The following is a 12,356-nucleotide window of genomic DNA, read 5'->3' on the forward strand; positions in this document are numbered from 1 at the left end:
GGGCACTCCCGGGATTTTCCCGAAAAAAAATGCTTTTTAGTCCGCGCGCGCCCGCGCAGTTTGCAGGGCAGTAGACATTGCCTATGCGCAGATCATAGTTTTTGGCAATCATTTTATTTGATACGATGAATTGTACAAATCACTTCCCGGTCTCCAGAATGGGGCCTTCGCTGCAACCCGCAGCCGAACCAACCCGATCCAGAACCAGGAGTGAACTGATGCTGCAATCCCGCGAAGGCCAACGCGTTCCCAATGTCGCTTTCCGTGTGCGTGAAGACAACGAGTGGAAGACTGTCACCACCGGCGAGCTGTTCGACGGCAAGACCGTGGTGGTGTTCTCGCTGCCGGGCGCTTTCACCCCGACCTGTTCGTCGACGCACCTGCCGCGCTACAACGAACTGGCGCCGGTGTTCGCCAGGCATGGCGTCGACGACATCCTGTGCGTGTCGGTGAACGACACCTTCGTGATGAACGAATGGGCCAAGGACCAGGAATCCGAAAACATCACCATGATCCCCGACGGCAATGGTGAATTCACCGAAGGCATGGGCATGCTGGTGGACAAGGCCGACCTGGGCTTCGGCAAGCGCAGCTGGCGCTATGCGATGCTGGTCAAGGACGGCGTGGTGCAGAAGATGTTCATCGAGCCGGAAGAGCCGGGCGACCCGTTCAAGGTGTCCGATGCCGACACCATGCTGGCCTACATCGCCCCCGGCGCGCGCAAGCCTGACCAGGTCGTGGTGTTCTCCAAGGTGGGTTGCTCGTTCTGCGCCAAGGCCAAGCAGCTGCTGGACGACAACGGTTTCGACTACATCGACGTGCCGCTCGACAACAAGGTGCGCGGCAAGGTGCTGGGCGCCGTGTCGGGCGAGATGACCGCACCGCAGGTGTTTATCAACGGCAGGCTGGTCGGCGGCGCCGAAGCGCTGCAGCAGTACCTGGCCGCCTGAGCCGCAATCAGCCGTTTCCCACTCTTGCCCCGAGCCACGGGGCCGGCAGTCGCCGGACCCGATGGCGCTGCCTTGCCCGAACCGCGCCGGGCAGCGCCATCCAGCCCGCTGATTGACCCAGCCTGACGCTTCAGAACACAAAGGAACCACCGCCATGACCACCATCCAGACCGACGTCGCCGTGATCGGCGCAGGCACCGCCGGCCTTGCCGCCTACCGCGCCGCGATTGCGGCGGGCAAGCGCGCCGTGATCATCGAAGGCGGCCCCTACGGCACCACCTGTGCCCGCGTGGGCTGCATGCCGTCCAAGCTGCTGATCGCCGCCGCCGAGGCCGCGCACGAGCTGCGCCACACCGCGCCGTTCGGCGTGCATGTCGACGGCCAGGTCCGCATCGACGGGCGCGAGGTGATGGCGCGCGTGCGCAGCGAGCGCGACCGCTTTGTCGGTTTCGTGGTGCGCGGCGTGGAGAACATCGCGCCGGCCGACCGCATTCGCGGTTATGCCCGCTTTATCGACACCACCACGCTGGAAGTGGACGGGCACACCACCGTGCGCGCCAGCCGCGTGGTCATCGCCACCGGTTCCACGCCGGTGCTGCCGGCACCGTTCCAGGTGTTCGGCGACCGCCTGATCGTCAATGACGACGTGTTCTCGTGGCAGGACCTGCCCGGCAGCGTGGTGGTGTTCGGCCCCGGCGTGATCGGGCTGGAGCTGGGCCAGGCGCTGTCGCGGCTGGGCGTGCGGGTGCGGGTGTTCGGCGTCAGCGGCTCGCTCGGGCCGCTGACCGATCCGGTCATCCGCGCCGACGCGGCCCGCACTTTCAACCAGGAGTTCTATCTCGATCCCGACGCCCAGGTGACCGACATGGGCCGCGATGGCGACCAGGTGGTGGTGACCTACCTCGATCGCGAAGGCCGCAGCGTGACCGAACGCTTCGACTACGCGCTGGCAGCCACCGGGCGCGCGCCCAACGTGCGCGGCCTGGCCCTAGAGAACACCGGCCTGACGCTGGATGCGCGCGGCGTGCCGCTGTTCGATGCGCACACGCTCCAGTGCGGCAACGCGCCGGTCTTTATCGCCGGCGATGCCAACAACATCCTGCCGCTGCTGCACGAGGCCGCCGACGAGGGCAAGGCCGCCGGCGAGAACGCCGCCAGCTATCCGCAGGTGAAGCCGCTGGCGCGCCGCGCGCCGATCGCGGTGGTATTCACGGACCCGCAGATCGCGATGGTCGGCCAGCGCTACGCCGAACTGGCGGCACGGGGTGAAGACAGCTTCGTCACTGGTGAGGTCAGCTTCGAAGACCAGGGCCGCAGCCGCGTCATGCTGAAGAACCGAGGGCTGATGCACATCTATGCCGACAAGGCCACGGGCCGCTTCCTGGGCGCGGAATGGACCGGCCCGCGCGCCGAGAATATCGCCCACCTGCTGGCGTGGTCGTACCAGCAGGGCCTGACCATCGCGCAGATGCTGACGATGCCGTTCTACCACCCGGTGGTGGAAGAAGGCCTGCGCACCGCGCTGCGCGATGCGGCCGCCGCTCGAGGCCTGAAATCGCGATGATTGCTAGACAGGTCTGTCTGTCATAGTATCGAAGCACAGGCCCGGGGCGGCGCTTGGCGCTGCCCCGGGCGGATTCCTGTTTTCGTTACTCCGCTTGCACCACATGGCCACGCCTTCCGCCCGCGACCGCATCCTCGACACCGCCGCCCGCCTGTTCTACCAGGAAGGCTATCGCGCCACCGGCATCGACCGGATCATTGCCGAATCGGGCGTGGCCAAGATGTCGCTCTACCGGCATTTCGCCTCCAAGAACGCGCTGATCGCGGCGTTCCTGGCGCGCCGGCATGACGAATGGATGGCGTGGTTCCGCCAGCAGGTGGAAACCCGCCTCGCCGAGCGGCCCCGCCTTGACGTGATCGCCGACGCGCTGGCCGACTGGTTCGAGCGCGACTTTCGCGGCTGCGCCTTTATCAACGTGGTGGCCGAGGCGGGCGACGCCGAGGCGCACCAGCAGGCGGCGGCCCACAAGGCCGGGCTGGAGGCCTTCGTCGCGGATATCGCGGCCCGCCTGGGACTGCGCGACCCACAGGCGGTAGCTGCCGAGGCGATGCTGTGCATCGAGGGCATGATCGTGCGCTACCAGGTGCAGCCGGACCGCGCGGTGGTCGAGGCGGGCAGGCGGTTGCTTGGCCGCCTGCAAGGCGAATGAAGGATCGTCCGGCCTAGCGCCGGGGCAGCATCCGGCGCGCTGCCGCATAGTCACGCAGCGCATCATTCATCAGCGTTTGCCAGCCGCTGCCCGGTTGCCTTGTAGGCCGCCGGCACGTCGGGATCGATGCGTAGGGTCTGATTGACCTTGCGCTCGCCGACCGGTTTAGCCGGCCTACCGCGACGTTTTGCCAGTGCATCGGCTTTGTCGTTGCCGAGCAGCTCCCGTGCCGGGCGCATCTTCTTGAACTGGTCTGTCGGCACTGCCACCGCATCGAAGTCAACCGCGATACCTCACGAGATGGCGGCGTCCTCTGCCGGAAAATCGGTCACTCGCGCGAACACACTGCACGAAAAATCCCCTCCTATGTATCGTCTCTGACACATTGAGGCTACAATTCTGTTGTAATCACGAATCATTCCTATTCGTAATCAGAATTGTTCACTGGTGGTGCCGCCTTGCCGGCATCGCCACCTTCCTACCCTGAGTGATGCCTCTGCACCCGAACCGTCGGGCGACCCCGCGCTTTGCCCGCTCCGCGCTTGTCACCCCTTGCCGCCTTTCCCTTACTACCCTTGTCCTGAGCCTGCAAGCCGGCGGCGTGTTCGCGCAGTCCGGCGCGAACCCGGTACCTGCCGCGCCGGTGGCCACAGCCGCGGCGGAGTTGCCGGCGGTCACGGTGCGCGCCAGCAGCGACGATGAAACCGCCACCGGCCCGGTCCATGGCTTTGTGGCGAAACGCAGCGCCACTGCCACCAAGACCGACACGCCGGTGATGGAGACGCCCCAGTCGATCACCGTCATCACGCGCGACCGCATGGAAGCCCAGGGCGCGCAGAGCGTGCAGCAGGCCATCGGCTACAGCGCCGGCGTCTACGCCGGTCCCTACGGCAATGATGCGCGCGGTGACTGGGGCAAGTTCCGTGGCACGGACTTCACGCAGTATCGCGATGGCTTGCTGAACCAGGTCGGTTTCTACAACAACGTGCGTCCCGACGTTTACGCGCTGGAGCGCATCGATGTGCTGCGCGGCCCGTCGTCGATGCTGTTCGGGCAGGGCGCGGTCGGTGGCATCCTGAATCTGGTCAGCAAGCGCCCGCAAGCGGAGGCCGCGCGCGAGATTGGGGTGCAGTTCGGCAACTACAACCGCAAGCAGGTGCAGGCCGACCTGACCGGCCCGCTCGATGCGGACGGCAAGTGGCTGTACCGCCTGGTGGCGCTGGCGCGCGACAGCGACACGCAGGTGGACTACGTCCAGGACAATCGCTACCTGCTCGCGCCCTCGCTGACATGGCGGCCGACCCAGGACACCTCGCTGACGCTGCTGGCCAATTTCCAGCGCGACGTGAGCGGGACCTCGGTCGGCTTCTTCCCGTGGCGCGGCACGCTGTATCCGAACCCGGGCGGGCAGATTCCCGACCACCTGTTTATCAGCGAACCCGGCTTCGACCGCTACACCGCGGAACAGCAGTCGGTCGGCTACGAGTTCCAGCACAAGTTCAACGACACCGTGACAGTGCGGCAGAACCTGCGTTATTCGCACAGCTCGGTGGACTATCGCAGCATCTACGCCGCCGGCTTCAACGGTGCCGGTCATGGCTGGGTGCCGGGCAGCAATTCGCTGCTGCGCCGCACGGTGTACGTCAACCAGCCGACGCTGAATTCGTTTGCCGTCGACACCCAGGCACAGACCAATTTCCGCACCGGCCCGGTCCAGCACACCCTGCTGACCGGCGTTGACTACCAGCACGCTGAAATCACTGGGACCACCGGCGTGGGCGGCTCCGCCGCGCCGCTCGATGTGTTCAACCCGGTCTACGGCAATTTCACGCTCCCGGGCACGCGCTCGCTGAATCCCGCCACGCAGGCGCAAACGGGCCTGTACGTGCAGGACCAGCTGGCCTGGAACAAGTGGCTGCTGATGCTGGGGCTGCGCTATGACTGGTCGCGTGCCGCGCAGGACAACACGCCCACGGCCAGCCGCGACGACAGCGAGCTGACCAAGCGCGCCGGGCTGATGTACCGCTCGGACGTCGGCCTGAACCCGTACCTCAGCTACTCCGAGTCATTCCAGGGGCTGGCCGGCTTCAACAAGGCCAACCAGGCGTTCAAACCGCTGCGCGGCTCGCAGTGGGAGGCGGGCATCAAGTACCAGCCGCCGGGCAAGAATGCCTCGCTGACCATCGCTGCCTTCGACATGCGCGAGAAAAGCCGCAAGACCGCGGGCGTGGTCAACGGCATTCCCGATTCGGTGCAGGTGGGGGAAGCGCGCACGCGCGGCATCGAGGTGGAGGCGCTGGCATCGCTGACGAACCGGCTCGACCTGATCGCGACCTACACCTACCTCGATGCGCGCGTGGTCGAAGGCACTCCGGCCGAGGTCGGCAAGAAGCTGGCGAGCACGCCGTCGAACATGGCATCGCTGTGGGCCAACTATCGCTTCAAGCTGTTCGGGATGCCGGGCTTCGTGGCCGGCGGCGGCCTGCGCTATGTCGGTCCCAGCTATGACGGCGCCGACCAGAACCGCGTGGGCGGCGTGACGCTGTACGACGCCATGATCGCCTATGACCACGGCCCGCTGCGGGTCGCGCTGAACGCCAACAACCTGTTCGACAAGCAGTTCCTGACCACCTGCCTCGCGCGCGGCGACTGCTACTTCGGCGCGCGCCGCACGGTGGTGGGCACGGTCACCTATCGCTTCTGAGCGGGGCCGCGCAAAGAACCGGGGGCTTAATCCGCGTCGGGAATGGGCGCTCCCTGCACTTTCGGCGCCGGCTCGGCCTGCAGCGCATCGGCCGGCAACAGCCGCAGGAAGGTGCGCGCGATCTCCGGGTCCCGGCACGTCAGCCAGTCGTGCCACTGCGCGCGCGGCACGATGACCACCGAGCGCTTCTCGTCGCCCGGCTTGTGGAAGCGCTGCATCAGCGGGTGCTGCGCCGAGTTGACGGTCAGCATGGTGAACGACAGCGCCTGGTCCGGCCAGTCGCGCCACAGCCCGGCAATGCCGAAGGCCGGCTCGCCGGGCAGCCAGACGCGCCAGCGCACCGGCTTGCCCGGCGAGCCGGCTGGCGCCGCACCGTCCGTCCCCTGGTCGGGATACGCGAACTCATAGAACGCCGTGGCCGGTATCAGGCAGAGCTGGCCCTGGCGCCAGCAGCGCGCAAAGGCGGGGCGCTCGCCCACGGTTTCGCTGCGCGCATTGGTGGTGTCGTAGCGCCGTGCGCCGGGTGGAATGCGCGCGCGCGGCACCATGCCGAACGAGGCCAGCGCGGCACTGTGGCTACCGTGGTCATCGGCGCGCACGATCGGCGCCGCATAGTCGGGGTAGGTCTCGGCCTTGTACACGCCCGCGGGTGGCTCCACGCCGAAGATTTCGCGCAGGATGCGGCGCTGGACCGGGGCATAGTTGGTGCACATGCGCTGTCTCCTCGGGGCGATGCCCGTATCGTGTGGGCCCGCTGGCGCCGCGTCAAGGCCGCCGCTGCGCCGCCCGTCAGTGCACATGGCAAGGATGGCAAAAACCGTCAGCCGCGCTGGCGGAATCGGTTATTGCCGGATCGGCGCGCCGTGGCGCACACTCTTGCGGCAGCCGTGGCGCGGCAAAACGCGCACGGCAACCGACTACAAGGCATCAGCCGGACTCAGGAGACCCCATGCGCGACTACGCCCAAGCTTTCGACGGATTTTCCTATGACGACGCCGTATCCAGGCAACTGCACGGCAGCCTGGCGGCGATGAACGCCTGCGTCGAATGCTGCGACCGGCACGCACAGCCAGGGCGGATTGCGCTGAACTGGGAAGGGCGCAACGGCGACGCGCGCAGCTGGACCTTTGCCGAATTGCAGGCGCTGTCCGCACAGTTCGCGGGCTTCCTGCAGGCACAGGGAGTACAGCCGGGCGACCGTGTCGCCGGCCTGCTGCCGCGCAACGCCGAACTGCTGGTGACGATCCTCGGCACCTGGCGCGCCGGGGCCGTGTACCAGCCGCTGTTTACCGCCTTCGGGCCCAAGGCCATCGAGCACCGGCTCAATGCGTCGGGCGCCAGGGTGGTGGTTACCGATACCGCCAACCGGGCCAAGCTGGACGAGGTCTCGGGCTGTCCTGCCATCGTTACCGTGGCCGGCACCCAGGGCGGCACGGAGCAACACGCCGTGAGCGCCGGCGATTTCAGCTTCTGGGCCGAGCTGGCACGCCAGCCGGCGTCGTTCGCGCCCGTGATGCGGCGCGGCGAAGATCCCTTCCTGATGATGTTCACCTCCGGCACCACCGGCCCGGCCAAGCCGCTGCTGGTGCCGCTCAAGGCCATTGCCGCATTTGCCGGCTATATGCGTGACGCGGTCGACCTGCGCGACGAGGACGCGTTCTGGAACCTGGCCGATCCGGGCTGGGCCTATGGCCTGTACTACGCCGTCACCGGCCCGCTGTCGCTGGGCCATGCCACCACGTTCTACGACGGCCCGTTCAGCGTCGACAGCACCTGCCGCGTGATCCGCAAATACGGCATCACCAACCTGGCCGGCTCGCCCACCGCCTACCGCATGCTGATCGCGGCCGGCGACGCCGTGTCCGGCCCGCTGCGCGGGCAGCTGCGTGCCGTCAGCAGCGCCGGCGAGCCGCTCAACCCGGAAGTGATCCGCTGGTTCGCCAGCGAGCTGGGCGTCGCCATCCATGACCACTATGGCCAGACCGAGCTGGGCATGGTGCTGTGCAACCACCACGCCCTGGCCCACCCGGTGCGCATGGGTGCGGCCGGCTTTGCCAGTCCCGGGCATCGCGTGGTGGTGGTCGACGAGGCGCTGCGCGAGCTGCCGGCTGGCCAGCCGGGCACGCTGGCGCTGGACCTGAAGCGCTCGCCGATGTGCTGGTTCGGCGGCTACCACGGCACGCCCACCAGCGCCTTTGCCGGCGACTATTACCTGACCGGCGATTCCGCCGAACTCAACCACGACGGCAGCATCAGCTTTATCGGGCGCGCCGACGACGTCATCACCACCTCGGGCTACCGGGTGGGCCCGTTCGACGTCGAAAGCGCGCTGATCGAGCACCCGGCCGTGGTCGAGGCCGCGGTGATCGGCAAGCCCGACCCCGAGCGCACCGAGCTGATCAAGGCCTTCGTGGTGCTGGATCCGCAGCACGCGGCCTCGCCCGAACTGGCGGAGACCCTGCGCCTGCACGTGCGCCAGCGCCTGGCCGCGCATGCCTATCCGCGCGAGATCGAGTTCGTCGCCGAACTGCCCAAGACCCCCAGCGGCAAGGTCCAGCGCTTTATCCTGCGCAACCAGGAAGTCGCCCGCGTGCGCATGGCGGCCGGCGCCTGAGCCCGGCCCTGCCCGCTGGCGGGCTGGGCGGCGGCAGGCCGGTGGCGGACCGCTTCCTATAATGAGGAAGCGGTTGCCGGGGCCCCGGGGGTTGAAGGAGGCCGCGGCGCCGCTCCCGCGCGTCCGCAGGCAGGGGCGCGCATCCCTCCATCTCCAGACCAACCGGCGAGGCGACAACATGCAGAGTAGCGAAGCGGTGCTGACGCAGGCGCGCGCAGCCCTGGCCCATGTGCCCTATCAGGGCCATGTCCTCCATCCCACCATCCAGCTGCGGCTCTCGGACGGCGCCCTGATCCTCGAGGGCGAGGTAGCCGATATTGTCGACAAGACCCGGGCCGCGGCGACGCTGCGGCGCGTGGACGGCGTCACCAGCGTGATCGACCACCTGCGCGTGGCCAACGGCGGCGCCCCGGTGGGCGACGGCGAACTGCGCGACGCCGTGTGCGAGCGCCTGCTCAGTGCCGTCGAATTCCACAGTTGCAAGATTTGCGCGCGCGTCAAGGGCAAGCCCGAGGCCATGCGCGAGCCGGTGAGCGAGCGCAGCGGCTGGATCGAGGTCGCGGTGCAGGACGGCGTGGTGACGCTGTGGGGGCAGGTGATCAGCCTGTCGCACATGCGCCTGGCCGGCGTGCTGGCGTGGTGGTCGCGCGGTTGCCGCTGCGTCGTCAACGAACTGGTGGTGGCGCCCGCCGAGACCGACCGCGACGATGAGATCACCGAGGCGCTGATGCTGGTGCTGGAGACCGATCCCTTCGTCGATGCCGCCCAGGTCAGCGCGCATACCCAGGACCGCGTGGTGACGCTCGAGGGCTGCGTCAATAATGAGCGCACGCGCCGCCAGGCCGAGCGCGATGCATGGTACGTGCAGGGCGTGGAAGACGTGGTCAACCACATCTCGCTGCGCCCCTGAGCGCGGGCACGGAACCGGCTACCGGCGCGCGCCGCGCCGCGGGGCGCGCTTTGCAGCGGTATCTTCCATGCGCCAGTAGCGCCGCCGCGCCCGCAGCGCAAAGCGGGCGCGGTAGTCCGACATCGACATGCCGGTGGCGCGCTGGAACAGCCGGCGGAACGCCGCGGCGTCGCTGTAGCCGCAGGCTTCGGCAATGGCATGGATGCCGTGCAGCGTGACTTCCAGCAGCATGCGGGCACGCTCGACACGCAGCGTGTGCAGGTAGTCCAGCGGCGTCATGCCGGTGACCTGGCCGAAATGCCGCAGCAGCGTGCGTTCGCTGACCGCCGCCGCCTGCGCCACCGCGGCCAGCCGGTAGGGCTCCGAGACATGGTCGCGCAGCCACTGGATGGCGCGGTAGACCGGGCTGTCGGCGGTGCGGCCGAGCCAGCGTTGCGACACCAGCGCCGGCACGCTGCGCTGGCGCTCGGGCTGGAACAGCATCAGTTGCGACGCCGCCTGCGCCAGGTCGGGATCGTGCAGATGGCCCAGCACGCGCAGCATGAACTCCACCTGCAGCGCGGGCGCCACGCAGGAAAACACTTGCCCGTGCACGCTCATGGCCGCGTCGCTGGCCAGGTCGCAATGCGGGTACTGGCGCGCCATCCAGCTCTGGAACATCCATGGTGCTCCCACGCTGGCGCCATCCAGCAGGCCCAGCTGCAGCGGCAGCACCATCCCCGACGCGCACGCGGCGATCCAGCCGCCGGCGCGCGCATGGCGCTCCACCAGCCGCAGCGCCGCGGCATCGCGCAGCGCCAGCTCGCCCAGGTGCGGCGCGTTGCTGGCCATCAGCGCGGGAATGACCAGCAGCGTGCGGCTGCCCGGCGCGCGCGCGCGCCGGGTCGACGATACCAGTCCCGGCAGCTCGGTGGCCAGCGTGCGGCCGTTGGTGCGGCACAGTTGCCAGCTCAGCGTGGGCGCGGCGCCGGGGCGCTGCAGGCTGGCCACGCCCGCCACCGTGCGCAGCACGTCGAGCGTGGTGAACAGGCTGCCGGGCATGGCTTGCGTCAGCCACAGCAGGCGCACGTGCAGCGGGACGTTGTGGGATGAGGGCGCGATGGCGGTAGTGGGGGCTGGCATGCCTTGAGGCGGTTCGAATGGTTGCTGGTGGCCCGGGGGGCGCGGAACGCCGTGGCGGGATCGGCATCCGGATTGGCGATATTGAACCTCCCCATAGTGACTGGCAAGGGCTAGCATCGTGCCGTTGTGCCGCGGCGAAAGGCCATGACCGCGGCACCGCCAACAAGACCAGACCGAGGAGATTCCATGCCGTTTTCCGTTCGCCACGTTGCCATTGCCGCTGCCCTGACGCTTGCCGGGGCCGGCATGCCGGCCAGTGCCGCGCAGCCCGATGCCGCGCTGCTGTCGGCCGCGCAGGCGGCCCAGCCCAAGGTCGTGCAGTCGCTCAAGGAGATGGTGTCGATCGAATCCGGCAGCGCCAATGCCAAGGGGCTGGCGCAGATGGCCAGCTATACCGAGAAGCGCCTGCAGGCGCTGGGCGCAAAGGTCGAACGCCTGCCCGTGACCAAGGGCCCGGGCACCATGGTCAAGGCCACCTTCACCGGCACCGGCAAGCGCCGCGTCATGCTGATTGCCCACCTGGACACGGTGTACCCCGACAACACGCTGGCGACGCAACCGATCCGCGAGGAGGGCAATCGGCTCTATGGCCCGGGCATCGCCGACGACAAGGGCGGCATCGCCGTGATCCTGCATTCGCTCGAGATCCTGAAGCAGCAGGGCTGGCGCGACTACGCCCAGATCACGGTGCTGTTCAACCCGGACGAGGAGGTGGGCTCGGTCGGTTCGGCCGAAACCATCGCCACGCTGGCCGCGCAGCATGACGTGGTGCTGTCGTGCGAGCCCACCGCGGCCAAGGATGTGGTCAAGGCCGAGGCGCTGCTGCTGGGTGCCTCCGGCACCGCCACCGCCACCATGCAGGTCAAGGGCCGCGCCGCTCACGCCGGCGCCGCGCCGGAGCGTGGTCGCAATGCGCTGCTCGAGCTGGCGCACCAGCTGCAGCAGACGCGCGACACGGCCAGCCTGGTGCCGGGCTCGCAGCTGAACTGGACCCAGGCCCAGGCCGGCACGGTGCGCAACCAGATCCCGGAAAGCGCCGTGGCCTATGGCGACGTGCGCACCACGGCCGCCGGTGCCGCCGAAAAGCTGAAGGTGGCGCTGCAGGACAAGGTCAAGTCCAGCCAGCTGGTGCCCGACACCCACACCACGGTGACGATGGAAGAGGGCCGTCCGCCGTTCGTCGCCGACGCGCGCGGCCGCGCGCTCGCCAAGCGCGCGCAGGAAATCTATGCCGAACTGGACGGCCGCACGCTGGCGCTGGCAGAAGGCACCGGCGGCGCCACCGACGCCAGCTACGCCGCCCGCTCGGGCAAGCCTGCGGTGGTGGAAAGCTTCGGGCTGGCGGGCTTCGGCTACCACGCGCGCGACGAATACATCGAACTGGATTCGATCGTGCCGCGCCTGTACCTGATGACCCGGATCCTGCAGGATATCGGCCGCAACTGAGTCGTCGCAACCGGGCCCGCCCGGGGGCTTTTCCCCGTCCCGGCAAAGGCCATGCGCAGGCCTGCTACAGTGTCATGGCCGCCAGTCCGGCGGCCATGACAAAAGAGCTTTCGGGGAGACAGCAGATGAATCGCAAAGGCCTGGTCGACGCCGCCCTGGCGCTGGAAGACCTGGCGGCCGGCAACACGCCCGCGCCTGCCCAGGTCGCGGCAGGCGCCGCCGCCCTGGAGAAGATCCATGCCGATTTCCCGGCGTGGCGCGACGTGGGCGATGCGCTGTTCGGCCTGAAGGCGCTGGCCGGCGGCAGCGGCATGGGACTCGACGCGAAGGGGCGCCAGCGCGCCGGCCGGCTGGCCGACGTGGTTCGCAGCCTGATCGACCAGATCTGAGTACCCGG

The 12,356-nt window shown here is 68.5% G+C and carries 11 protein-coding genes; 8 read left to right on the top strand and 3 right to left on the bottom strand.

Annotated features, from left to right (window positions below; translation table 11 throughout):
• Window positions 1–218 precede the first annotated feature (218 nt).
• From CBM2586_RS21945 to CBM2586_RS21955, 3 genes are all read left to right on the top strand, one after another.
• The gene (locus tag CBM2586_RS21945; protein WP_115664879.1) at window positions 219–950 is read left to right on the top strand and encodes a glutathione peroxidase; all 732 of its coding nucleotides are present in this window, start codon (window positions 219–221) and stop codon (window positions 948–950) included.
• A gap of 154 nt (window positions 951–1,104) precedes the next feature.
• Window positions 1,105–2,514: a dihydrolipoyl dehydrogenase gene (locus CBM2586_RS21950; protein ID WP_115689770.1), complete on the top strand. Its 1,410-nt coding sequence runs from the start codon at window positions 1,105–1,107 to the stop codon at window positions 2,512–2,514.
• Between the two features lie 103 nt (window positions 2,515–2,617).
• Window positions 2,618–3,163 (top strand): TetR/AcrR family transcriptional regulator, encoded by a 546-nt coding sequence (locus CBM2586_RS21955; RefSeq protein ID WP_115689772.1) that lies wholly within the window; start codon window positions 2,618–2,620, stop codon window positions 3,161–3,163.
• A gap of 62 nt (window positions 3,164–3,225) precedes the next feature.
• Here CBM2586_RS21955 and CBM2586_RS21960 read toward each other — a convergent pair whose 3' ends face one another.
• Entirely contained in the window at window positions 3,226–3,426 is a 201-nt protein-coding gene (locus CBM2586_RS21960; RefSeq protein WP_306418350.1) for a BrnA antitoxin family protein, read from the bottom strand.
• Between the two features lie 227 nt (window positions 3,427–3,653).
• Between CBM2586_RS21960 and CBM2586_RS21965 the strand changes: the two genes are divergently transcribed.
• Entirely contained in the window at window positions 3,654–5,867 is a 2,214-nt protein-coding gene (locus tag CBM2586_RS21965; RefSeq protein ID WP_115689774.1) for a TonB-dependent siderophore receptor, read from the top strand.
• A 26-nt stretch (window positions 5,868–5,893) separates the two neighbouring features.
• Here CBM2586_RS21965 and CBM2586_RS21970 read toward each other — a convergent pair whose 3' ends face one another.
• On the bottom strand, window positions 5,894–6,580 hold the full coding sequence (locus CBM2586_RS21970; RefSeq protein WP_115664872.1) for an SOS response-associated peptidase: 687 nt from the start codon (window positions 6,578–6,580) through the stop codon (window positions 5,894–5,896).
• A 236-nt stretch (window positions 6,581–6,816) separates the two neighbouring features.
• Here CBM2586_RS21970 and CBM2586_RS21975 point away from each other — a divergent pair, with 236 nt between their 5' ends.
• Window positions 6,817–8,481, top strand: a complete 1,665-nt coding sequence (locus CBM2586_RS21975) for an AMP-binding protein (protein ID WP_115689776.1) — start codon at window positions 6,817–6,819, stop codon at window positions 8,479–8,481.
• 178 nt (window positions 8,482–8,659) lie between these two features.
• Window positions 8,660–9,391: a BON domain-containing protein gene (locus CBM2586_RS21980; RefSeq protein ID WP_115664868.1), complete on the top strand. Its 732-nt coding sequence runs from the start codon at window positions 8,660–8,662 to the stop codon at window positions 9,389–9,391.
• A gap of 18 nt (window positions 9,392–9,409) precedes the next feature.
• Here the strand turns inward: CBM2586_RS21980 and CBM2586_RS21985 are convergent, their stop codons facing one another.
• A complete protein-coding gene (locus tag CBM2586_RS21985; RefSeq protein ID WP_115689778.1) occupies window positions 9,410–10,513 on the bottom strand; it encodes a GlxA family transcriptional regulator in 1,104 nt (367 codons plus the stop codon).
• A 186-nt stretch (window positions 10,514–10,699) separates the two neighbouring features.
• On the opposite strand from CBM2586_RS21985, the gene CBM2586_RS21990 reads away from it, so the two are divergent.
• Entirely contained in the window at window positions 10,700–11,959 is a 1,260-nt protein-coding gene (locus CBM2586_RS21990) for a M20/M25/M40 family metallo-hydrolase (RefSeq protein WP_115664864.1), read from the top strand.
• A gap of 125 nt (window positions 11,960–12,084) precedes the next feature.
• Window positions 12,085–12,348: a hypothetical protein gene (locus CBM2586_RS21995; RefSeq protein ID WP_115664862.1), complete on the top strand. Its 264-nt coding sequence runs from the start codon at window positions 12,085–12,087 to the stop codon at window positions 12,346–12,348.
• Window positions 12,349–12,356 lie beyond the last annotated feature (8 nt).

Source organism: Cupriavidus taiwanensis, from assembly GCF_900250115.1.
GTDB classification, from domain to species: domain Bacteria; phylum Pseudomonadota; class Gammaproteobacteria; order Burkholderiales; family Burkholderiaceae; genus Cupriavidus; species Cupriavidus taiwanensis_B.

Coding starts and splice junctions, on each gene's coding strand:
- CBM2586_RS21945 (WP_115664879.1), top strand. CDS start 219: ATGCTGCAATCCCGCGAAGGCCAACGCGTTCCCAATGTCGCTTTCCGT.
- CBM2586_RS21950 (WP_115689770.1), top strand. CDS start 1,105: ATGACCACCATCCAGACCGACGTCGCCGTGATCGGCGCAGGCACCGCC.
- CBM2586_RS21955 (WP_115689772.1), top strand. CDS start 2,618: ATGGCCACGCCTTCCGCCCGCGACCGCATCCTCGACACCGCCGCCCGC.
- CBM2586_RS21965 (WP_115689774.1), top strand. CDS start 3,654: ATGCCTCTGCACCCGAACCGTCGGGCGACCCCGCGCTTTGCCCGCTCC.
- CBM2586_RS21970 (WP_115664872.1), bottom strand. CDS start 6,580: ATGTGCACCAACTATGCCCCGGTCCAGCGCCGCATCCTGCGCGAAATC.
- CBM2586_RS21975 (WP_115689776.1), top strand. CDS start 6,817: ATGCGCGACTACGCCCAAGCTTTCGACGGATTTTCCTATGACGACGCC.
- CBM2586_RS21980 (WP_115664868.1), top strand. CDS start 8,660: ATGCAGAGTAGCGAAGCGGTGCTGACGCAGGCGCGCGCAGCCCTGGCC.
- CBM2586_RS21985 (WP_115689778.1), bottom strand. CDS start 10,513: ATGCCAGCCCCCACTACCGCCATCGCGCCCTCATCCCACAACGTCCCG.
- CBM2586_RS21990 (WP_115664864.1), top strand. CDS start 10,700: ATGCCGTTTTCCGTTCGCCACGTTGCCATTGCCGCTGCCCTGACGCTT.
- CBM2586_RS21995 (WP_115664862.1), top strand. CDS start 12,085: ATGAATCGCAAAGGCCTGGTCGACGCCGCCCTGGCGCTGGAAGACCTG.